Origin of the sequence: Rickettsia endosymbiont of Cantharis rufa (genome assembly GCF_964026445.1) — a bacterium.
In the GTDB taxonomy this organism is placed as follows: domain Bacteria; phylum Pseudomonadota; class Alphaproteobacteria; order Rickettsiales; family Rickettsiaceae; genus Rickettsia.
Map to the genome: position 1 here is coordinate 273,408 of NZ_OZ032150.1, position 21,125 is coordinate 294,532.

A 21,125-nucleotide genomic window follows, 5' to 3' on the forward strand; every position below is an offset into this window, starting at 1 on the left:
CAAACCAAAAACATATGAGGATAGATGAATATTTTTAATAATAATTTACACGAAACGGATAAAGAAATTGATGAAATAATAAAGCACGAAAAAGCTCGTCAAAATAGTGTAATTGAGCTTATTGCATCAGAGAATTTCGTAAGTCCTGCGGTGCTTGAAGCTCAAGGGTCGATTCTGACTAATAAATATGCAGAAGGGTATCCGAGTAAGCGTTTTTATAACGGTTGTGTCGAAGTTGATAAAGCTGAAGTTTTGGCTATAGAGCGAGCAAAGAAGTTATTTAACTGTAAATATGCGAACGTGCAGCCTCATTCAGGATCGCAAGCAAACCAAGCCGTATATCTTGCTTTATTACAGCCCGGCGATACAATTCTTGGTATGTCCTTAGATAGCGGTGGGCATCTAACGCATGGTGCGGCCCCTAATATTTCTGGTAAATGGTTTAACGCCGTTCCGTATAGCGTTAATAAAGAAACTTATTTAATTGATTATGATGAGATTGAACGCTTAGCGGATTCACATAAACCAAAATTACTTATAGCCGGCTTTTCTGCCTATCCTCGTAATATTGATTTTGCAAAATTTAGAGAAATAGCGGATAAAGTAGGAGCTTACCTTATGGCGGATATTGCTCATATTGCAGGACTTGTTGCTACAGGTGAGCATCAAAGCCCTATCCCCTATGCTCATGCTGTCACCTCCACTACTCATAAAACGCTGCGTGGACCAAGAGGCGGTTTAATTTTATCTAATGATGAAGAGATAGGCAAAAAGATAAATTCTGCCTTATTTCCCGGGCTACAAGGTGGACCGCTTATGCATGTTATAGCTGCAAAAGCCGTAGCTTTTTTAGAAAACTTGCATCCTGAATATAAAAGCTGTATCAAACAGGTAATAAGTAATGCTAAAGCTTTAGCGAGTAGCTTGCAAGAAAGAGGATATGATATATTAACAGGCGGCACCGATAACCATATTGTTTTAATGGATTTGCGTAAAGACGGAATCACAGGTAAGCTTGCTGCTAATTCTTTGGATAAAGCAGGTATTACGTGTAATAAGAATGCTATTCCGTTTGATGAAACCTCGCCTTTTATTACTTCCGGCATTAGGCTTGGTACTCCCGCATGTACTATTAGAGGCTTTAAAGAAAAGGATTTTGTATTAGTCGGCCATATGGTAGCAGATATTTTAGACGGCTTAAAAAATAATGAAGATAATAATAAAGCTGAACAGAAAGTATTAAGCGAAGTAACAAAACTAATTAAATTATTTCCGTTTTATGAGTGATTCAAATAGACATCTTTCCAAATTCGCTTATAGAGAGGAATTTGTAGGAAACACGGAAGCACTTGCCACCGAAGCGTATACAAAAATACGTGAGGATGCGAGTACCGGATTGACGCACAAATTACCTCTAGAAGTAGAGTTTGGGAAGATGTCTAAACGACCTGATTGGATAAAAGTAAAAGCCCCGAGTTCCGCAGAGTACTATAATACAAAAGATTTAATAAAGAATCTGAGATTAAATACTGTGTGTGAGGAAGCAGCTTGTCCTAATATCGGTGAATGCTGGTCAAAAAAACATGCAACCGTGATGATTTTAGGTTCAGTTTGTACTAGAGCTTGCAGATTTTGTAATGTCAAAAGCGGTAGACCCGATTTACTTGATCCACACGAACCGCAAAGGCTTGCTGAAGCGGTGCAGAAATTAAATTTGAAGCATGTAGTAATTACTTCTGTTGATCGTGATGATCTTGAGGATGGCGGAGCTACGCACTTTGCGCAGTGTATTAGCGAAATTAGAAAATCATCCCCAAATACTACTATTGAGATTCTAACCCCTGATTTTTTAAGAAAAGAAGGAGTAGCGGAAATAATAGCTAATTCAAAGCCTGATGTCTTTAACCATAATGTCGAAACAGTCCCGTCTTTATACAAAACGATTAGGCCGGGAGCTAGATATTATAACTCCCTAAGCTTACTTCATAATATCAAGAAATTATCCCCTGAAATTTTCACAAAATCCGGTATGATGGTAGGACTTGGGGAAGAAATAAACGAAGTAGTGCAGGTTATGGATGATTTAAGGGAAGCAAAGGTTGATTTTCTAACTATCGGGCAATATCTGCAACCTACCAAAAATCATGCCGAAGTTGCAAAATATGTTACTCCCGAAGAGTTTAAATATCTAGAGCGAGTAGCAAAAACAAAAGGATTTCTGATGGTTTCAGCAAGCCCACTAACCCGTTCTTCATACCATGCCGATGAGGATTTTCAAAAATTAAAAGAGAATTACCGACAGCGTCATACCGTGGCTTGACCACGGTATTCAGAAAACAAATTATAGTAGTAAATAATTTATGAAACAACTTGTAAAGCCTTATGTAATTAATGAGGAGTTTGGAGTCGCTTACAAAGCCATGGCTAAAGATATAAAAGCTGAAGAAAAAACCAATGAATGGGTAGAAGGATTAATAGAAAACGATTTTTAAAGTATGGTGAGTAGATTAATCTTTCTTTGGCGTTGTTGCATGGCTCGATTTATGTCATTCCCGCGAAGGCGGGAATCCAGTAAGACATATAAAAAACTTGTTTTTATATGTTTGTTTTGTCAAATATGTAACTTCTATATCAATACTGAAGTTATTTTCCTGGATCCCCGCCTACACGGGGATGGCATCGGATAGGTTTTTCGAGCTATGCAACAACACCTTTCCGTTTATGCGGGAATGACATTGATGTGATGGAATTAAGAAAATGATAAATGTAGAAATCATAAAAAATTACGACAAATGGCGTGAGCATAAGCAGATAAATAAGAGTTTAATCAAAAAAATAACTCAAAATGTTTTACTGCGATTTGATAATTTTAGTAAAATAAAACAATTTGAATTATCAATCTTACTAACAAATACTGCAGAAATATTGACCTTAAACAAACAATTTCGTAATATAGAAAAAGGTACTAACGTTCTTTCTTTTTCAAGTAACGAATTAAATTGGCAGGGTTTACGTTTTAATAATGTCAGCCCTAAACTTGAATTGTTAATCGACTATGATTATGTGCATTTAGGTGATATAGCATTTTGTTATGAGGTAATATATAATGAATCGTGCGAGCAACAAAAAACTTTTGAGAATCACTTTATTCATCTTTTAATACATAGTATTTTACACTTAATCGGGTTCGATCATCAAAATGACTCAGAAGCAAATATTATGGAAAATCTAGAAATTGAAATATTATCATATTTCGATATTTCTTCCCCTTATTAACTAAATAAAAAAATTTATGTTAAAATCTTCAAAAAAAGAAGATTCCAGTAAAAAAAATCACAATTTTACTATACAAAAATTATTCTCTCCGATAAAAAATTTTTTTAGAAAAACAAAAACGCCCGATAATTTTTTTGGTGTCATAAAACGTCTTAAGATTAATAGTCAAAAAATGACTTTAGACGAGCGTAATATTTTAGCTAATTTACTGAAGTTAGAAGATAAGACCATTGAGGATATAATGGTACCGCGTTCTGATATTGCGGCAATAAAATTAACTACGAATCTAGAAGAATTAAGTGAGTCTATTAAGTTAGAAGTCCCACATACACGAACTCTTATATATGACGGTACTTTGGACAATGTAGTAGGGTTCATTCATATCAAGGATTTATTCAAGGCATTGGCTACAAAGCAGAACGGTCGTTTAAAAAAGCTTATACGTAAACATATAATTGCAGCTCCCTCTATGAAATTATTAGATTTGCTAGCAAAAATGCGTCGTGAGAGAACGCATATTGCAATAGTTGTTGATGAGTATGGTGGTACTGATGGTTTAGTTACTATTGAAGATCTTATAGAAGAAATAGTAGGACGAATTGATGATGAACATGATCAGCAATTAGATAGCGATAATTTCAAGGTTATTAATAACTCAACAATTATTTCAAATGCACGTGTTGAAGTAGAGGTGCTTGAAGAAATAATAGGAGAAAAGCTAAAAAATGATGATGATGAGTTTGATACGATAGGAGGATTAGTACTGACTAGAATCGGTAGTGTTCCGGTAGTCGGTACTAAGATAAATATTTCGGAAAATATCGAAATTGAAGTTACGGATGCAAATCCTCGTTCTTTAAAACAAGTAAAAATTAGGCTTAAAAATGATTTGAACAGTAATAAAATTTAATTTTAAATAAATATGAATTTAGGCTCTGTGTACTTTTCACTAAAAATCTAATCTTAAGTAAAAAATACACAGAGCCTAGAAGATAAGTACCCCTAAATTCACTAAAAATATTTTATTATTATATTTCAGTATTATATTCTACTTCCCCGATTAGTCCTTCTTAGGTATTTGTTTCCATATAATAATTATAACGGGCTTCTCCTACTTTAATTGCGGCCAATGTTCCCATTATACCGGCAGCACATGCCATAGCAAATTTCAAAGGTGGATCAAGTATTATTACATAAATTCCAACAGCACATGCTCCTACTACTGCAAGCTTACCACATCAAGGGCTTGTATTATCATTTACTATATCATTGATTATTTCTTTAAGCATAAATATAAATTTATTAGTTAATATTAAATTCACTAAAATCTAAGCATCCTTAATAAAAAGATTAAAAATTATTAAATTCTAGAAGCGTAATGCATAACTAAATATTAATCAGTTGTCAATAATAATTACCATGAAACATGGTAAAAATAATAATTTAAAAATGATTTTACAGCATTATTTTCATTTGACTTAGTAAAGAAATTTGAGTTAAATAGCGAAGCTCAACACATATAAAATTATCGTTATGAATGAATTACATATTAAATTACAAAATTACAGTAGTATATATCCTGAAGAAATTGTTGCAAAAACAAAAATGCTTGAATTTTTAAATGAATATGAAAACCCTTTTTAGCCGAGATTTACAAATAGGACATTTCACTGCTTCGGCTTTCTTACTTAATAATAATAAAACTAAATTTTTATTGATGCATCATAAAAAGCTTGATAAATGGCTTCAGCTGGGCGGTCATTGCGATGGAGATAGTAATATATTAAATGTAGCAGTTAAAGAAGCTATGGAAGAATCCGGAATTAATGAGATCAAAGAGATAAACAAGGAGATTTTTGATGTCGACGTTCATTATATTCCACAAACTCATAAAGAGCCTGCTCATTATCACTATGATGTACGATTTTTACTAAAAACAGTAAATAATGATAATTATGTAAAAAATAACGAATCGAATGAACTCAAATGGTTTAACTTTTCCGATTATTCAAAATTAAATATAGAGCTAGAACGCTCTGTCACTAGAATGATAGAAAAGTTTATAAAAATTAACCATCTTGCTTGTTAAATATAAATTATTTCCCTATAATGGCATTTTTTAAATAAAATGTAAATCAAATGTCATTATCTAGAATTTTTTCATTCCGTACTAAGAATAAGGAAGATAATATTTCAAAAAAACAGAAATTACGCATCCAAACCCAATTAATGAGTTTGGATATACGAACTCTCTAGTAGGTGAAGTTGTTACTATTAAACTTAAGGATCAGCCCCAGCTTCACAATTTTATAAAGAGTGAAAAAGTTGTTCTAACTTCATTAAACCACCTTCTTCTCAAAGTAAAGGCGAATTTGATCCTATCTTAAATGATGTTCAAAATATCTTAAAGGACTTTGAGGTTTTCCTAGATAATATAGATACTAAAGTTTTAGGAGAGATTGATTCGGTCGCACCTCCATTTTACAGATGTGGGTATTAAATGCTATACGTTCAATAAGAGTTCCGATGACTTTATCATGAATATCCAATGACTTGGAAAAACAAATTGTTTTACGTGTCAGTCTTTTGCATCTTGTTCTAAGATTTAAGTTACCCCGTTCTATCCGTTGAGTATATTTTTTACTAACAATGTGTTTTTTGGGATCTAATAACCTAGCATAACTTCCCCATCCATCTGTAAAGTAAAAAGTAACCTTAAAATCCTCCGGTTTTTTTCAGTAATGATTCTGATGTGCTATCACATCTTGTACCAAAAGTATAAGCAACTACTTTTAACAAAATCTTATCCAAAGAATATCAAAGCCATCTTTGTTTGGATTTATTCTGTACATAAGGCCATTGTTCATCTATTTCAGGAGCAATAATTACTTCTATCGTATTGATAGAATGATTTATCTTTTTTAACGCTAGATTTTTTTAAAACACGGATAACCGTATTGATACCCACTTTTAATACTCTTACTGTATCCCTAACTCCAGAGCCATTGATTGACATATCTACTATCTGAGTCTTGACTCCAGGCTTAGAGGCATTATTAATATATTACAGTTAAAAATATCGATTACACTGCTTGCATTGATATCTCTGTTGTTTTGAAATTGAATATCCCGCCTTTACTACTTTTTCTGTGTCGTTACAATATCTACACTTAACATCTATTCTTGCCATAACTCCTTAACTATAATTCTCTCTTATTACTGTTTGAGGATTATAGACTATTCATGCTAAGCTGCAATACGGGGGCACGACCCAATATCTACACTTAACATCTATTCTTGCCATAACTCCTTAACTATAATTCTCTCTTATTACTGTTTGAGGATTATAGACTATTCATGCTAAGCTGCAATACGGGGGCACGACCTTAAGTAGAAGGCTAAATATACTGTGCAAAAGCTTAGGACTATAATCCTGTAATTAAGATTAGTAACTAGCCTTCCGATACTCATTAAAGATCAAACGGTATCTGAGGTCTTGAAATTTTATATCTATGAACCTGTATTCGCAAGGTTGATCCCTGAGTATTCTATTAATTATTACTACAAAAGGTTTTTTATGTATAGCTTAATTTTAGGTATCGATATTTCCAAAAAAACATTTGATGCAGCTTTATTAAAAGATAACAAAATTACAACTAAAAAATTTGATAATAATACCAAAGGCTTTGAGACATTAATTCTATGACTAAAAGCTAAACAAGTCAATATTGCTCATACTTGTATGGAAGCCACGGGCTCTTATTGATCTATCAACACTTTTCCGAACAGTTGTTTAAGCGCAATTTTGTATCTCTTCATATCTTACTGGTGATAAATAATCGTTAGCAGAATACATTCTGATACGGTTATAAAATACCTCTATATATTCAAATATGGCATATTTTGCTTCCTCCTTAGTTTTAAATTTATATTGATACATTAATTCTGTTTTTATAGTATGAAAGAAACTTTCAGCAACAGCATTATCCAAGCAATTTCCTTTACGACCCATACTCTGTTTGATACCATGTTGTTTTATAATTTTTAAATGACTATCAGAACAATATTGACTACCTCTATCAGTATGCCAAATAAGCCCTTTTGCTGGTTTACGTTGCCATATTGCCATTAATAAAGCATTATTAACCAAATCAGCTCTCATGTTATTACTCATAGACCATCCTATAATTTTTCTAGAAAATAGATCAATAACAGTTGCTAAATATAGCCAGCCTTCACCAGTTGGCACATAGGTTATGTCTCCAACCCAATAACAATTAGCAGCATAAACTGTAAACTCTCTATTTAATAAATTAGGAGCAATTTGCTTATTATGATTAGAGTCAGTAATGGCTTTAAATTTACGTTTAGTTTTACATAGCAAATTAGCTTCTTTTATTAGTCTTGCAATGCGTCTCCTACTAGCAGTTATATCTTGCCGTGATAGTTCCTTTTTAATAGGTCTAGTTCCATAATTACCTCTACCTTCTTTAAAGATAATTTCAATTCTGTTTGTTAATTCATTACCTTCTTTAACCCTATTACATCCAAGATTATTTAACCATTCATAATAACCATTACGTGATACTTTCATAAATTTACACATAGCAGAAATGGAAAAATTACCTCTGTTTTCCTTTATCCATGCGTACCTTATTGGGATTCTTTTGCAAAGTACGCGGCAGCCTTTTTAATAGATCACGTTCTTGTGTTACTCTATCTAGTTCTTCTTCAATCTCCTTAATTCATCATACAGATGTTCTTCATATCTCATTACTTCCTTGAGTTTTGAATGTTTATTAACCCAATTATATAGACTATACTTCGTAATTCCTAGTTCTCTAGCTGTTTGAGCAAAAGGTTGCTTAGACTCAATAGCTAATCTAATCGCTGATTCTTTAAATTCAGCTGGATATATCTTTGGCTCTATATCCGGCATTTTTATCCCTACTGTTAATATCGTCTATTATTAACTTTCTGGAAAACTATAGTCGCATCATATGGATTAAAACTTGCTAAGTATCTTTATGAAAATAATTTTAAAGTTAGTATAGTAAATCCGGCTCGTATAAAAGGCTTCCCTATGAGTAAGTTTTATCGCATCAAAACCGATAAGGCAGACAGTGAGTTAATAGCTCAATTTTGTCAAGTAATGAAGCCTGATTTTTGACAACCTATATCTTTACATATACAGGAATTACAACAGTTAGTAAATCGTCTAAATACACTAATTGATATAAAAAATCAAGAAACCAATAGACAGGAGGATTTATATAATATAGTTGCATCTGATGTTGAATCTCGCATTAAATTTTTAGATGAACAGATAAAAAATAGAGAAACTTATAGCTGATCATATAAAAAAACATAAAGATTTATCTGATAAAGATGTACTACTTGCTTCAATTCCAGGAATAGGAAAAAAGACGATAGCCGCAATACTTGCTTTTTTATCAAACATTGAAAAGTTTGAGTCAGCAAAACAAGTAGTAGCCCCTGTTGGTCTTAATCCAAAGCAGCGTTAATCAGGAACTTCTGTACGTGGAGTTAGTAGGGTATTGAAAACAGGAAAAGCAGAATTACGTAAAGCTTTTTATATGCCAGCCATAACTACTCTTAAATTTAATCCTACTATTAAAAAATTTGTCGAACGTTTAAGTAGCTTAGGAAAACCGAAAATGGCTATAGTTATTGCCGCTATGCGTAAATTAATTCATATTATTTATGACATGCTTAAAAATAAGACTTCTTTTTGATAAAAGTTTTTATAAAATACAGATAAAAAATTGTTGATACTTAAGACGGTATTTTGTGTCACAGGCTGTATCCTTAGATCCCGCGATCAAGTTAGCTAGGATGACAATAATCTATTTACGCTATTTTTTGATATTCAAAATATATTTTCCTTACGGCATAAATCCATGCTAAGCATACAAAAGTAAATACTACCATTAGAATCGGTGAGATTGAGGTAAAAGTAGCGGTTGGAACTAAAGTAAAAATAATAGATTGCACAAGACCGCTAGAGGATTTGCCGACTTTCGCGCTTATCACGTCGACAGCAGCTTTACCTTTGGTTTTAAGTTCATCATCAAGCGGTATATATAACATTTCTCTTGAAGTATCCCATATAGAATACTTAGTACCTTTTGCTAAAATATTTTGAATACCGCCGATCGAAACGGCAAGAGCAAGAGGCGACATTAAAATTGCTCCGTCAAATAATGATAAAATTTGTTGATCAAATACGATAAGTACAAAAAACAAGATGCCGGTAATCATAATTATTACCGGCGAAATTACTGCTGCTACAAACCAATTATGCATACGCATAACGTTATTACCGATGATGGTCATAACCATTATCGCAACGCCGGTCCAAAGTATATATAAACTGTTAAATTCAGCATAAGTATTAACCGTCGGATATAACTCCTTAATTTTTGCTTTCCATACGGCCTCGACTAAGTTAATAGCGAACCCAAAAGCTGCGGAACAAATTAAAAGTAGCCATAGATATCTTGACTTTATAATATATTTAAAGCTTTTAATTAGTCCCATACGCTCAGAGGTTGATCTACCGCTTTTTGCTTTAGCGTAAAATAACGGATTTGTAAAAACATTCCTGCTAATAAACCGAATTAATAAACAACAAACAACGGCAACGATTGCTACAATTGTCGTGGATACTTGGACTAAAGTGATTTTACTATCCGAAATATTCATAAACTTTTTAATAATAGTATCTTCTGAGGATAAATTCATCATTAAAAAGCCGACTAATATTAGGGAAGAGTTACCGAACAACGAAAAGAGAGTATAGAATCTTTTTGCTTCTTCGGTAGTAGTAAGTTCATTAGCAAACTGCCAAAATAATAGTACGTAAAAAATATTAGGCCAAAGCTCAGCAAGGCTGTAATATACTATATAACCCCAATTTCCTACTAGTGAGATATACCATTTAAAATTAGGATAACGCTCCATTAGTTCGGCTAAATTATCGGGATGTATATGAAAAATATGGATGTTAGGATAAATAACAAAAGCAAATAAAACAAAAAAGCTGATGAAAAATGCACTTAAATAATAAAAGATTTTTTCAAATGTAAGGTGGTTAATCATCTTAGCATAAATAATTACGAATAAAGCGGCGGCAGGCGTAACGCAATAAACTTTAGCAAAACCTGCTATTTCTGCACTAATTTCAGAAATTAGGATGCTGTCTTTTAATATTCGCAAGATATTTTGATTAAATAGAATGCAGAACATTAAGGCACTCATCGGAATAAATTTTCCGAGTTCGTAATTATGCACAGGCCAAAATGCAGCTCTAAATTTATTTTTAAACGATCGTGATGAGGTACTTAGCATTATAAAGCCCTAAGGACAAAAAAAAAACTTAAGCACTTCAAGATTTTATGAAAAGATATTTCCTCTAAAATTTTAGAGGTGATATACTGCTTGTTACATTCTGAAGGTGCTGAATTTATATAATATACTCAGCCTTTTGTCAAGGATTTAGTGTACTCGATTAACTTCAAAAATTAGCGTTGTCGTTCTATAAGTTCGCAGGTAGCCACGTATTATACATGCGCTCCACTCCTCGTCTTATGAACTTCTGGCTCTTTTTAAAGTTAATCTTCGTATACTGCTCTTTATTTACTTAGGATATACTCGTGATGCTAGATAGTAATAAACTACAGGAATATTTTGACCTTTATAATAATTATACAAAGACACATAAGCTAGGCAATAAATATTTAAAATCCGGTAAAATAGTAATGCAAACAGAGCATTATAGGTTAATATGCTATAAGATGGATTCCCGCCTTCGCGGGAATGACATAGATAGAGGGAATGACAGTAGGACCTTTCTAATCATTCCTTCTATCTTCAACTCTCCGGAAATATTTTTTTTAGCTCGGGATAAAAGTTTTATTGAAAATTTGAGAAGTTACGGTGAAGTTTATTTAATAGATTGGCTAGAGGTTAAAGAACCTAAATATTTACTAGATGACTATGTGCATAAAATAATTGAAGTAATAGATAGTTTGAAAATTAAAGACATTAATTTAATAGGTCACTGCATCGGCGGTAACCTTGTTATAGCTACAAAAATAATAGCGCCTAAAAAAATTGAAACCTTGATTTTACTTACTTGTCCGTGGGATTTTTCTCATTTTTTTTATGTAAGGATGCTACACAAATATTTAAAACTAGATTACTATGTAGAAAACTTGTTGATGATTCCTAAAATTCATATTCAAATTTTATTTTTTCTTTTATTTCCTGATTATTTCAATTCCAAATTAAATAAATTTTTTCCTATAACTTCTGATAAAGAGCAAGAATTAGCATTTAGAATAGAAAATTGGCTTATGTCAGGTAATAATATATCTCACGGGGTTTATAATCAAATTATGCAAAATATATTAGATGAAAATATGTTTATGAATCTTAAATGGAAAATCGACAATTTTATTATTGATCCGAGTTTAATCGATTGCCCTGTATATATAGTAGCAGCGGAAGATGATCAAATAGTGCCCAAATCTTCCATTTTACCTTTGCAAAAATTATTAAAAAACTCTAAGCTTATAGAAGTGAAAGGCGGACATATTAGTTATTTGATAAATGATAAATTAGATAAATTATTTAAGAAATATTAATACAAATCTTTATTGGCGACATAAGAAATAAGTTTTTTATCAAAAGTTAATACAGAAGTATCATGTTTTTTAGCATTAGCAAGTAGTAAGCAATCTACTATATGCATATTTAGTTCTTGATAATATTTTAAGGCAAGAAGAATAGTTTCTTTATTATAACAATTTATACCCTTATAGCTTAGCAATTCAGTTAATATATCACAAATTTTATTTTTAGGAACTTTGTAAAAAGAGATAAGTACAAATATTACTTCTGTAAAAACAGCTTGCTCTATTATCACAGTTAATTCACCTGTTTTTGCTTTATCAAATATTTCTTTAGTATTTACTAACATATCATGGTTATCGGCTAATAAATACCGTACAATAAAATTAGTATCACAAATATGTTTCATTTTAGGACTCTAGATTTTATAGTATTTTCCTGCCAAACTTGTTCTCTAATCTCTTGAAAAGAAAGAGTTGTGTTTTTCTTATAATCGGAAAGAGAGCCACTAAGATCTCGTAAGGGCGAAAGCAATATTTGATTATTGTCATTAATTTCCAAAGAAATCACATTTGTTTTTAAAATGTTACGAATTTTTTTTGGTAATATAATTTGACCTTTAGGTGAAATATTTAATGTATCTATATACATAATTAAAAGTTTACAATTTTAAATTATATGGTATATTTATTATATTACTACTTTCAATATAAGTAAATAAATTATTTAAGGAGTACGCACATTATGACAAAACCGGTTTATATAACTTATGCGAAAAGAACTGCTTTTGGCTCGTTTATGGGTAGCCTTAGTACAATCCCTGCGCCTATGCTCGCCGCTCATTTAATAAAAGATATGATACAAAACAGCAAAATCGACCCAGCGATAGTAAATGAAGTAATACTTGGGCAGGTAATAACAGGCGGTAGCGGGCAGAATCCGGCAAGGCAAACTCTGATTCATGCAGGAATACCAAAAGAAGTGCCGGGCTATGCGATTAATAAAGTATGCGGCTCAGGTCTTAAAAGCGTAGCACTTGCAGCTAATTCAATTATGACAGGCGATAATGAAATAGTTATAGCAGGGGGGCAGGAGAACATGTCTCTCGGTATGCACGGTAGCTATATCAGAGCAGGAGCTAAATTCGGCGATACTAAAATGCTTGATCTAATGCAGTATGACGGGCTAACCGATATATTTTCAGGGGTATTTATGGGCATTACTGCTGAAAATATTTCTAAACAGTTTAATATTGCTAGACAAGAGCAAGATGAATTTGCTTTAAGTTCTCACAAGAAAGCAGCTAAAGCACAGTTAGCCGGAATTTTTAAAGATGAAATTTTACCTATCGAAGTAACGATAAAAAAAACTACTAGCTTATTTGATCATGATGAAACGGTGAAACCTGATACCAGCCTTGAAATTCTAGGAAAATTACGTCCTGCTTTCGATAAAAACGGTGTAGTTACGGCTGGTAACGCTTCTTCAATCAATGACGGCGCGGCATGCCTTATGGTAGTTTCTGAAGAAGCTTTGAAAAAGTATAATTTAACGCCGCTTGCTCGTATTGTTTCTTACGCTAGTGCTGGTGTTGATCCAAATATTATGGGAACTGCTCCCGTTCCTGCATCGAAAAAAGCTTTAAGTAAAGCAGGTTGGAGCGTGGATGATTTGGAAGTTATCGAGGTTAATGAGGCGTTTGCTGCCCAAAGTATTTATGTTAATCGTGAAATGAAATGGGATATGGATAAGGTTAACATTAACGGTGGAGCAATAGCAATCGGTCATCCGATCGGTGCAAGCGGCGGGCGTGTGCTTGTTACTTTAATACACCAATTAAGAAGAGCCAAAGCTAAAAAAGGCTTAGTTACTTTATGTATCGGGGGCGGTATGGGTATGGCTATGTGTGTTGAAGCGGTTTAATGAAAAATAATTAAAAAAATTCTGAAAATTAGCATTTTTAACTGGATTGCTTCGTCAATTACTTCGTAATTTCCTCGAAATGACGGATACTTTCGGAAATATCTATAGTTATTGAGCAATGCCAATTATGAAAGTAATTTGCTATTGGCAGTAACTATAGTTCATTGTAATATATCTGATTTAATATCACTACAACCCAATAATGCATCATTACAGTGCGTTATTGTACTTATAAACTCATGGAATGCAGAAGAGTTAGAGAATGCCCCCGGTTCATAACCCCCCTAATAATTTTCTGCTACTTCTATATTACTACAAGCACGCTTTAACTTTTGACCAAAATATTTAGGAATATTTCATAAATTTTTTGCCCAACTCCATACCATAAAATAATTAGGATTGGAATCAGTAGGATCTATAAGAGGAGTTAGTCTAAAATGCTTCAATAAATTAGAAAAGTTATTGATGAGTTCATGAGACGCTAACGCTTCATCAGGTACGTAATTCTCATCATCAAATTTATGAAATACCTTTAATCTTTTTAGGCATATAGGTATCTCTTTGGCGAGTTCCATATAACGAGAAGATGGAAATTGTGTATTATGAAAGGTAAAAGTTTGATTGCTTTTAAGCAATTCGTGGTCATTATTTATTATTTATGCATCTTCAATTGGATATGCATCATTACCATCAATTAAACAAGAGAATATGTAACTTAAAGCAGCTAGTTGCATGCTTGGTGACCAGTTTATAGGATTCCAAGAAGACCAAATGCTAGACGCTATATATTTAATAATTTCCTTATTAGTTTGCATTTTGTTATATCCTGTTTTGGTTAAGGAAATACAGCTTCAACCATTAAGCTCTTGACACCAAATTTTGCAAGATTTGCTTATACTCACATATTGGCCGCACCCCCGTATTGCAGTTTAGCATGAATAGTCTATAATCCTCAAACAGTAATAAGAGAGAATTATAGTTAAGGAGTTATGGCAAGAATAGATGTTAAGTGTAGATCAAGAATAGATGTTAAGTGTAGATATTATAACGACACAGAAAAAGTAGTAAAGGCGGGATATTCAATTTCAAAACAACAGAGATATCAATGCAAGCAGTGTAATCGATATTTTTAACTGTAATATATTAATAATGCCTCTAAGCCTGGAGTCAAGGCTCAGATAGTAGATATGTCAATCAATGGCTCTGGAGTTAGGGATACAGTAAGAGTATTAAAAGTGGGTATCAATACGGTTATCCGTGTTTTAAAAAAATCTAGCGTTAAAAAAGATAAATCATTCTATCAATACGATAGAAGTAATTATTGCTCCTGAAATAGATGAACAATGGCCTTATGTACAGAATAAATCCAAACAAAGATGGCTTTGATATTCTTTGGATAAGATTTTGTTAAAAGTAGTTGCTTATACTTTTGGTACAAGATGTGATAGCACATCAGAATCATTACTGAAAAAAACTGGAGGATTTTAAGGTTACTTTTTACTTTACAGATGGATGGGGAAGTTATGCTAGGTTATTAGATCCCAAAAAACACATTGTTAGTAAAAAATATACTCAACGGATAGAACGGGGTAACTTAAATCTTAGAACAAGATGCAAAAGACTGACACGTAAAACAATTTGTTTTTCCAAGTCATTGGATATTCATGATAAAGTCATCGGAACTCTTATTGAACGTATAGCCTTTTAATATCCACATCTGTAAAATGGAGGTGCGGCCAAAATAAATTACCCCAGATAAAATTGATAAAGTAATAAATTTTAGCAAATATGGGGCATTAAAAATATATGCTAATAACTCGCGTAGATAATGATCAGACAAAATAGCACTAATGGCAGTAACTATACATATTAGAGAAAGCCAAAATGAATATCTAGCTAATTTTTTCCAGTCAAAATTTAATATTTCTATATTATTTTTTTTAAGTAATATAGTTGTATTATCATCAAGTAAACCTGCATTATTCCATTCGTTTAACGCTGAAAAAAGTATATTTGCTTTTGATTTAGTAATTTTCATAAGCTAAGATTTAAATAATTCTAACTAAAAATATATATTAACATAAAATTGTAAAGAATTATCAAGTGCAAATTTGTTAAATCTATAAAAGTTATATTTATAATACAATTGGCGGTAGTGCTAATATATGTTAAAATAATATTTTTCAAAAATAAGTGATTACTAGTGTCAAAATTTTCATTTAATATTCATCATAGCCATAAAAAAGCTAGAAGCGGTGTTATCACAACTGCACACGGGGAGATTCGTACTCCTGCTTTTATGCCGGTCGGGACTAGAGGGGCGGTTAAGGCAATGCCGCCTGAATCGGTAGCCGAAACCGGAGCGGATATATTACTCGGCAATACTTATCACTTAATGCTTCAGCCAAGTGCTGAACGTATAGCGCGCCTTGGCGGTCTACATAAATTTATGAATTGGGATAAGCCCATACTAACCGATTCCGGCGGTTTTCAGGTAATGTCGCTATCGAAGTTACGCAAGATAACCGAAGAGGGGGTAAGCTTTAGCTCTCATATTAACGGTGATAAATATATGTTAACTCCTGAGCGTTCTACGGAAATACAATATCTGCTCGGTAGCACGATCGCTATGGCTTTTGATGAATGTACGCCTTACCCTGCAACTTTTGAGGAAGCAAAAACTTCTATGCAGCTTACGACTAGATGGGCGAATAGGTCGCGTAATGCTTTTGTTAAACGAGATGGTTATGCACAATTCGGTATTATTCAAGGTAGCATTTACGAAGAATTACGTGAGCAGTCAGCTAAAGATTTAGTAGAACTTGATTTTGAGGGCTATGCTATAGGCGGGCTTGCAGTAGGCGAAGGGCAGGAGCTTATGTTTAAAGTACTTGATTATGCACCTGATTTTCTGCCACAAAATAAGCCGCGTTATTTAATGGGCGTCGGTAAGCCCGCTGATATTATCGGGGCTATACGTCGAGGTATAGATATGTTTGATTGTGTAATACCGACACGCTCAGGTCGCAACGGTCAGGCTTTTACCAAATACGGTACGGTAAATATTCGTAATAGCAAATATGCTGATGATAACGAGCCTCTAGAACATGATTGCCCATGTCCTGCTTGTAAAAACTATAGCAAAGCATATTTGCATCATTTAGTTAGAATCAGTGAAATACTTGGAGCAATATTAATGACATGGCATAATCTAGCATATTTTCAAAGTCTCGTGAGTCGTATCAGGGAGTATATCAAACTAGGTAAAGATTTTGATCTTGATTCTTAAATTGACTAGTTATAAAACACGTACTATTACATGTACATGTACCTAAATATGTCATATTATGGAAGCAATATCTTACACTAAAGCAAGAAATAATTTTGCAGATATCATGAAAAAAGTTTGTGCCAATCATACTTCATTGGTGGTAACTAGACAAAAAGAAAAATCGGTGGTTATTATGTCGCTTGAAGATTATAATGCTATGGAAGAAACTTTTTACTTATTAAAAAGCCCTAAAAATACTGAAAGACTAAAACGAGCAATTAATGATTTTGAAGCAAATAAAAATTTTAAAACAGCCTCTTTATAATGGAAATATCATTTCATATTGATGTATGGGCAGATTATTTATACTTTCAAAAAAACGATACAAAAATTCTAGAAAAAATAAATGAGCTAATTAAGGATATTGCACGTTCCCCCTTTACGGGAATCGGTAAACCTGAAGGCTTAAAGTACAATTTATCAGGCTATTGGTCTCGCCGAACTAACCATGAACATAGGCTAATATACGCCATTAAAGGTAAAACCGTTTATATATTACAATGTAGATATCATTATTAAATCCGAATTTTAAATAAAAGTATGAACTACTGATGCAAAATATTGATTTAATATCTGAAGAGGAAGCAAAAAAATTACTAGAAGAACTAGCTGATAAAATAGCAGCGTATAATCATGCTTATTATATAGAAGATAATCCTTTAGTTTCTGATAGTGAGTATGATCAGCTATTTAATACCAATCTCAAGTTAGAGCAAAAATTTCCTCATTTAGTTTTAGAAAATAGTCCTAGCAAGAAAGTAGGGGCTAAAATAGCAAATAAGTTTGCTAAAGTTACGCATCAAGTACCTATGCTATCTCTTAGTAATGCTTTTGACGAGCAAGATGTAGGAGATTTTGTAGACCGCATTAAAAATTTCTTACGTCTCGATGAATTTACTCCTATCTTTTGTGAGCCTAAAATAGATGGTTTATCCTTCTCTGCTATCTATAAAAACGGGTTGTTTACAACAGGGGCTACAAGAGGTGACGGATATGTCGGTGAGGATATAACAGCAAATATAAAAACAATCAAAAATTTTCCTCATAAAATAGATAATGCTCCGGAGTTTTTAGAAGTACGCGGGGAAATTTATATTGAAAAACAAGATTTCTTAAACCTAAATAAAGAACAAGAAGAGCAGGGTAGAGATAAGTTTGCTAATCCCCGTAATGCGGCTGCCGGTTCGCTTCGTCAGCTTGATGCTTCTATTACGGCTCAAAGGCCGCTCAAATATTTTGTATATTCAGGAGGAGCAACTGAGCAGAGTCTTGCTTCTTCGCAAGATCAACTACTTACAAAATTAAAAGAATTCGTCTTTAGCGTTAATGAAATATCTAAGCTTGCGAGTTCTGAAGAAGAAATATTTACCTTTTATGAATATCTCAAAACAAATAGAGAAAATTTACCTTACGAAATTGATGGAGCGGTATATAAGCTAAATGATTTTGCACTGCAAAATAGAATGGGATTTATAGCTCGTTCTCCAAGGTTTGCTACTGCTCATAAATTCCCTGCTATAATAGGACAAACTAAGCTGCTTTCTATTACGGTGCAGGTTGGTAGAACCGGCGCATTAACACCAGTAGCGGAGCTTGAACCTATAGAAATAGGTGGAGTAACCGTTAGTAGGGCAACATTACATAATTACCAAGAAATTGCACGAAAAGACGTACGGATTGGTGATTATGTATTTTTGCAGCGTGCTGGTGACGTAATTCCTAAAATCACGGGAGTTGATATAGGGAAGCGTTCCAATGATACAACAGCATTTGATCCGCCTTTAGTTTGTCCGTCATGCAATTCTAAGCTACACTATGTTCCCGAAGATATTACTATACGCTGTGATAACGGTCTTAACTGCCCTGCTCAGAATTATGAGCGTATCCGCCATTTTGTATCAAAAAACGCTATGGATATTGAGGGGCTGGGGCGTAAGCAAGTTGAGTTTTTAATAGATAAAGGGTTAATTAACAATCCCCTAGATATATTCTTTTTAAAAGAAAAAAATGAAGCTGGTTTAACTATAGTCAATTCAGCCCCACTTGGATACAAGAAGCAAGGAGCGAAGCCTATAACTAATAGGAGGGCGACGAGTGACGATGTAGGCGAGCGGGGATCAATTGACTATAAACTTGAAAATATGGATGGGTGGGGTAAGAAATCAGTAGAAAATCTTTTTAAAAATATCGAAAAATCAAAGGACGTTAGCTTGCCAAGATTTATACATGCTCTAGGCATAAGGCATATCGGTGAACAAAACGCTAAATTACTTGCTAGAGAATTTGGCAGCTATAATAATTTTATAGCTCAAATGGAATTGCTTAGTAAAAATGATCCTGATATCTATCAAAAACTAAATGATCTAGAGGGTATCGGCGATAAGATTTTAGTAGATATTATTGATTTTTTTGACATTAGAGAAAATACCTGGCTTATCAAAAAACTTGGTGAAGTATTAAATATTGAAGAGTATAAAGAGACTAGAGAACAAAGCAGTTTAACAGGTAAAATAGTAGTATTTACCGGTAGTTTACCGACGATATCTAGAGCAGAAGCAAAAGCAACAGCTGAAAAACTTGGAGCTAAAGTTGCAGCTAGCGTATCATCAAACACGGATTTAGTAGTAGCAGGCATCGACGCGGGCAGTAAACTTAAAAAATCTAAAGAGCTTAATATTAAAATTATTGATGAAGAAGAATGGCTTACGCTTATAAAAAATGCTTAGAAAAAGCAGCTATTGCATTTTTTGCAACAGTTCAAATAGAAGGAGAAAAGAGTGTAGAAAGACAAATAGAATATTATAATTTAGATGCTATAATATTAGTAGGATATAGGGTAAATTCTATGTCATTTCTAGCTAAAAGTAATCTTGCGGTATGGCTTGTTTTTTTATGTCATTCCCGCGGAGGCGGGAATCCAGTATTAACAACAAGCGTAAGTGCATTAATTTTTATAACCGATTACTGAGTTTATTTAATTTTTTTCTGGATTTCCGCTTTCGCGGGAATGACATAGAGTTATGCGAGCGAGTCGGTCATAGAAGTGAAATTTATGATTAATTTAAAATGAACTATCGTCATATTTATCATGCAGGCAATTTTGCCGATATAGTCAAACATTTAGTGCTTATTGCGGTTTTTAAGAAAAAAGATAAACCTTTTACGGTTTTAGATGCTTCCGCAGGTCTAGGTCTTTACGATTTAAACTCGGAGGCGGCTTCTAAAACTCTAGAAAGTGATACGGGCATTAATAAACTACTGCAAGCTACCGATCCTATTCCTCAGTTCTTACAAACTTTCTTAAATATAGTAAACCTAGCAGGTATTAATCATTATCTAGGCTCATCTTTTATAATTAAACAATTATTAAGACCAAATGATCGCTTAATTGCTTGCGAGCTTCATCCAGCGATTACCTGAGTTTAAAAAAACTATTACCGAATAATACGCATAATATAGATGCTTATAATGCTATCAAAGCTTTTCTACCGTTTAAAGAGAATAGAAGATTAATTTTTCTTGATCCGCCTTTTGAAGTCAAAAACGAGTTTCAAAAATTGCTTGAAACACTCAAAAAAAAACTAAGTTACGAATTCTTAATAATACTGTCTTAATTTGATATCCTATAAAAGATTTATCTTTAGTCCGTGATTTTTATCACAATTATAAGAATATCGGATTTAAAGAAACTATGATTATTGAATATGAGCTTTTATATAGTGATAAAAATATGGTAAAGTGTAGGTTAATGTTAATTAATCCTTCAAACATTAGAGGAGAATTAGAAAAATTAACTGATTATTTAAGCAATATTTTAAACTTAAAATTTATGTATACTCGCTGAATTTGAAAAATTGGCTTCGTTATTTTTTGCTTTTAATCCTCACGTACTAGTATGTACGCTGCGGTTAAAAGCTTCAAAACGCCTTGCTCTTTTCCA

The 21,125-nt window shown here is 32.9% G+C and carries 25 protein-coding genes and 4 pseudogenes; 21 read left to right on the forward strand and 8 right to left on the reverse strand.

Annotated features, from left to right (window positions below; genetic code table 11):
• Positions 1-24: 24 nt before the first annotated feature.
• From glyA to AAGD46_RS01480, 8 genes and pseudogenes are all read left to right on the forward strand, one after another.
• The gene (gene glyA, locus AAGD46_RS01450) at positions 25-1,287 is read left to right on the forward strand and encodes a serine hydroxymethyltransferase (protein WP_341787485.1); all 1,263 of its coding nucleotides are present in this window, start codon (positions 25-27) and stop codon (positions 1,285-1,287) included.
• A 7-nt stretch (positions 1,288-1,294) separates the two neighbouring features.
• Positions 1,295-1,448, forward strand: a pseudogene (locus AAGD46_RS08565) (palindromic element RPE1 domain-containing protein); the annotation flags it as partial.
• Positions 1,436-2,320, forward strand: a complete 885-nt coding sequence (gene lipA / locus AAGD46_RS01455; protein ID WP_410525953.1) for a lipoyl synthase — start codon at positions 1,436-1,438, stop codon at positions 2,318-2,320. The pseudogene AAGD46_RS08565 and the gene lipA, both read left to right, overlap by 13 nt.
• A gap of 40 nt (positions 2,321-2,360) precedes the next feature.
• Positions 2,361-2,492, forward strand: coding sequence for a hypothetical protein (locus AAGD46_RS01460; protein WP_341787487.1), 132 nt, complete (start codon positions 2,361-2,363; stop codon positions 2,490-2,492).
• Positions 2,493-2,757: 265 nt separating this feature from the next.
• Positions 2,758-3,276, forward strand: a complete 519-nt coding sequence (gene ybeY, locus AAGD46_RS01465; protein WP_341787488.1) for an rRNA maturation RNase YbeY — start codon at positions 2,758-2,760, stop codon at positions 3,274-3,276.
• Between the two features lie 16 nt (positions 3,277-3,292).
• Positions 3,293-4,186 carry a hemolysin C gene (gene tlyC / locus AAGD46_RS01470; RefSeq protein ID WP_341787489.1) on the forward strand — a complete coding sequence of 298 codons (894 nt, stop codon included), beginning with the start codon at positions 3,293-3,295 and terminating at the stop codon, positions 4,184-4,186.
• 623 nt (positions 4,187-4,809) lie between these two features.
• Positions 4,810-4,920 (forward strand): nucleoside triphosphate hydrolase, encoded by a 111-nt coding sequence (locus tag AAGD46_RS01475; RefSeq protein WP_341787490.1) that lies wholly within the window; start codon positions 4,810-4,812, stop codon positions 4,918-4,920.
• Between the two features lie 73 nt (positions 4,921-4,993).
• Entirely contained in the window at positions 4,994-5,365 is a 372-nt protein-coding gene (locus AAGD46_RS01480; RefSeq protein WP_341787867.1) for an NUDIX hydrolase, read from the forward strand.
• A 352-nt stretch (positions 5,366-5,717) separates the two neighbouring features.
• On the opposite strand, the pseudogene AAGD46_RS01485 reads toward AAGD46_RS01480, so the two are convergent.
• Positions 5,718-6,466, reverse strand: a pseudogene (locus tag AAGD46_RS01485) (IS1 family transposase).
• 387 nt (positions 6,467-6,853) lie between these two features.
• On the opposite strand from AAGD46_RS01485, the gene AAGD46_RS01490 reads away from it, so the two are divergent.
• Positions 6,854-6,982, forward strand: a complete 129-nt coding sequence (locus tag AAGD46_RS01490; RefSeq protein WP_341787491.1) for a hypothetical protein — start codon at positions 6,854-6,856, stop codon at positions 6,980-6,982.
• An 87-nt stretch (positions 6,983-7,069) separates the two neighbouring features.
• Here the strand turns inward: AAGD46_RS01490 and AAGD46_RS01495 are convergent, their stop codons facing one another.
• The gene (locus tag AAGD46_RS01495) at positions 7,070-7,939 is read right to left on the reverse strand and encodes an IS3 family transposase (RefSeq protein ID WP_341787868.1); all 870 of its coding nucleotides are present in this window, start codon (positions 7,937-7,939) and stop codon (positions 7,070-7,072) included.
• A gap of 57 nt (positions 7,940-7,996) precedes the next feature.
• Complete coding sequence (locus AAGD46_RS01500; protein ID WP_341786903.1) at positions 7,997-8,215, reverse strand: transposase; 219 nt, start codon at positions 8,213-8,215, stop codon at positions 7,997-7,999.
• Positions 8,216-8,275: 60 nt separating this feature from the next.
• Here AAGD46_RS01500 and AAGD46_RS01505 point away from each other — a divergent pair.
• Positions 8,276-9,032: pseudogene (locus tag AAGD46_RS01505) on the forward strand (IS110 family transposase); the annotation flags it as partial.
• A gap of 115 nt (positions 9,033-9,147) precedes the next feature.
• Here AAGD46_RS01505 and tlc5 read toward each other — a convergent pair.
• On the reverse strand, positions 9,148-10,647 hold the full coding sequence (gene tlc5 / locus AAGD46_RS01510; protein ID WP_341787492.1) for a GTP/GDP exchange transporter Tlc5: 1,500 nt from the start codon (positions 10,645-10,647) through the stop codon (positions 9,148-9,150).
• A 308-nt stretch (positions 10,648-10,955) separates the two neighbouring features.
• On the opposite strand from tlc5, the gene AAGD46_RS01515 reads away from it, so the two are divergent.
• Positions 10,956-11,945, forward strand: a complete 990-nt coding sequence (locus AAGD46_RS01515) for an alpha/beta fold hydrolase (protein ID WP_341787493.1) — start codon at positions 10,956-10,958, stop codon at positions 11,943-11,945.
• Here the strand turns inward: AAGD46_RS01515 and AAGD46_RS01520 are convergent.
• Both AAGD46_RS01520 and AAGD46_RS01525 read right to left on the reverse strand, forming a co-directional pair.
• Positions 11,942-12,340: a PIN domain-containing protein gene (locus AAGD46_RS01520; protein ID WP_341787494.1), complete on the reverse strand. Its 399-nt coding sequence runs from the start codon at positions 12,338-12,340 to the stop codon at positions 11,942-11,944. The genes AAGD46_RS01515 and AAGD46_RS01520 overlap by 4 nt on opposite strands.
• Positions 12,337-12,582, reverse strand: coding sequence for an AbrB/MazE/SpoVT family DNA-binding domain-containing protein (locus AAGD46_RS01525; protein ID WP_341787495.1), 246 nt, complete (start codon positions 12,580-12,582; stop codon positions 12,337-12,339). Before AAGD46_RS01525 ends, AAGD46_RS01520 begins: the two co-directional genes overlap by 4 nt.
• A 93-nt stretch (positions 12,583-12,675) precedes the next feature.
• On the opposite strand from AAGD46_RS01525, the gene AAGD46_RS01530 reads away from it, so the two are divergent.
• Entirely contained in the window at positions 12,676-13,854 is a 1,179-nt protein-coding gene (locus AAGD46_RS01530; protein WP_341787496.1) for an acetyl-CoA C-acetyltransferase, read from the forward strand.
• Positions 13,855-14,210: 356 nt separating this feature from the next.
• On the opposite strand, the gene AAGD46_RS01535 is transcribed toward AAGD46_RS01530, so the two are convergent.
• A complete protein-coding gene (locus AAGD46_RS01535; protein WP_341787497.1) occupies positions 14,211-14,489 on the reverse strand; it encodes a hypothetical protein in 279 nt (92 codons plus the stop codon).
• Positions 14,490-15,041: 552 nt separating this feature from the next.
• On the opposite strand from AAGD46_RS01535, the gene AAGD46_RS08570 reads away from it, so the two are divergent.
• The 3 genes from AAGD46_RS08570 (at position 15,042) to AAGD46_RS08580 (ending at position 15,562) form a co-directional block, all read left to right on the forward strand.
• On the forward strand, positions 15,042-15,185 hold the full coding sequence (locus AAGD46_RS08570) for an IS1-like element transposase (protein ID WP_341786690.1): 144 nt from the start codon (positions 15,042-15,044) through the stop codon (positions 15,183-15,185).
• A gap of 1 nt (position 15,186) precedes the next feature.
• A complete protein-coding gene (locus AAGD46_RS08575; RefSeq protein ID WP_410525954.1) occupies positions 15,187-15,240 on the forward strand; it encodes a hypothetical protein in 54 nt (17 codons plus the stop codon).
• Between the two features lie 88 nt (positions 15,241-15,328).
• Positions 15,329-15,562 (forward strand): IS1 family transposase, encoded by a 234-nt coding sequence (locus AAGD46_RS08580; RefSeq protein WP_410525955.1) that lies wholly within the window; start codon positions 15,329-15,331, stop codon positions 15,560-15,562.
• On the opposite strand, the gene AAGD46_RS01545 is transcribed toward AAGD46_RS08580, so the two are convergent.
• Positions 15,506-15,892, reverse strand: a complete 387-nt coding sequence (locus AAGD46_RS01545) for a hypothetical protein (RefSeq protein ID WP_341787498.1) — start codon at positions 15,890-15,892, stop codon at positions 15,506-15,508. The two genes, AAGD46_RS08580 and AAGD46_RS01545, sit on opposite strands and share 57 nt — an antisense overlap.
• Positions 15,893-16,057: 165 nt before the next feature.
• On the opposite strand from AAGD46_RS01545, the gene tgt reads away from it, so the two are divergent.
• The 6 genes and pseudogenes from tgt (at position 16,058) to rlmJ (ending at position 21,029) form a co-directional block, all read left to right on the forward strand.
• The gene (gene tgt, locus AAGD46_RS01550) at positions 16,058-17,143 is read left to right on the forward strand and encodes a tRNA guanosine(34) transglycosylase Tgt (RefSeq protein ID WP_341787499.1); all 1,086 of its coding nucleotides are present in this window, start codon (positions 16,058-16,060) and stop codon (positions 17,141-17,143) included.
• Positions 17,144-17,201: 58 nt separating this feature from the next.
• Positions 17,202-17,450, forward strand: coding sequence for a type II toxin-antitoxin system prevent-host-death family antitoxin (locus AAGD46_RS01555; RefSeq protein ID WP_341787500.1), 249 nt, complete (start codon positions 17,202-17,204; stop codon positions 17,448-17,450).
• Positions 17,450-17,704 carry a Txe/YoeB family addiction module toxin gene (locus AAGD46_RS01560; protein WP_341787501.1) on the forward strand — a complete coding sequence of 85 codons (255 nt, stop codon included), beginning with the start codon at positions 17,450-17,452 and terminating at the stop codon, positions 17,702-17,704. Before AAGD46_RS01555 ends, AAGD46_RS01560 begins: the two co-directional genes overlap by 1 nt.
• Before the next feature lie 32 nt (positions 17,705-17,736).
• Positions 17,737-19,911, forward strand: a complete 2,175-nt coding sequence (ligA, locus tag AAGD46_RS01565) for an NAD-dependent DNA ligase LigA (protein WP_341787502.1) — start codon at positions 17,737-17,739, stop codon at positions 19,909-19,911.
• Positions 19,884-20,153 carry a RhuM family protein gene (rhuM, locus tag AAGD46_RS01570; protein WP_341787503.1) on the forward strand — a complete coding sequence of 90 codons (270 nt, stop codon included), beginning with the start codon at positions 19,884-19,886 and terminating at the stop codon, positions 20,151-20,153. The genes ligA and rhuM overlap by 28 nt, the downstream gene beginning before the upstream one ends.
• Before the next feature lie 98 nt (positions 20,154-20,251).
• Positions 20,252-21,029: pseudogene (gene rlmJ / locus AAGD46_RS01575) on the forward strand (23S rRNA (adenine(2030)-N(6))-methyltransferase RlmJ).
• Positions 21,030-21,125 lie beyond the last annotated feature (96 nt).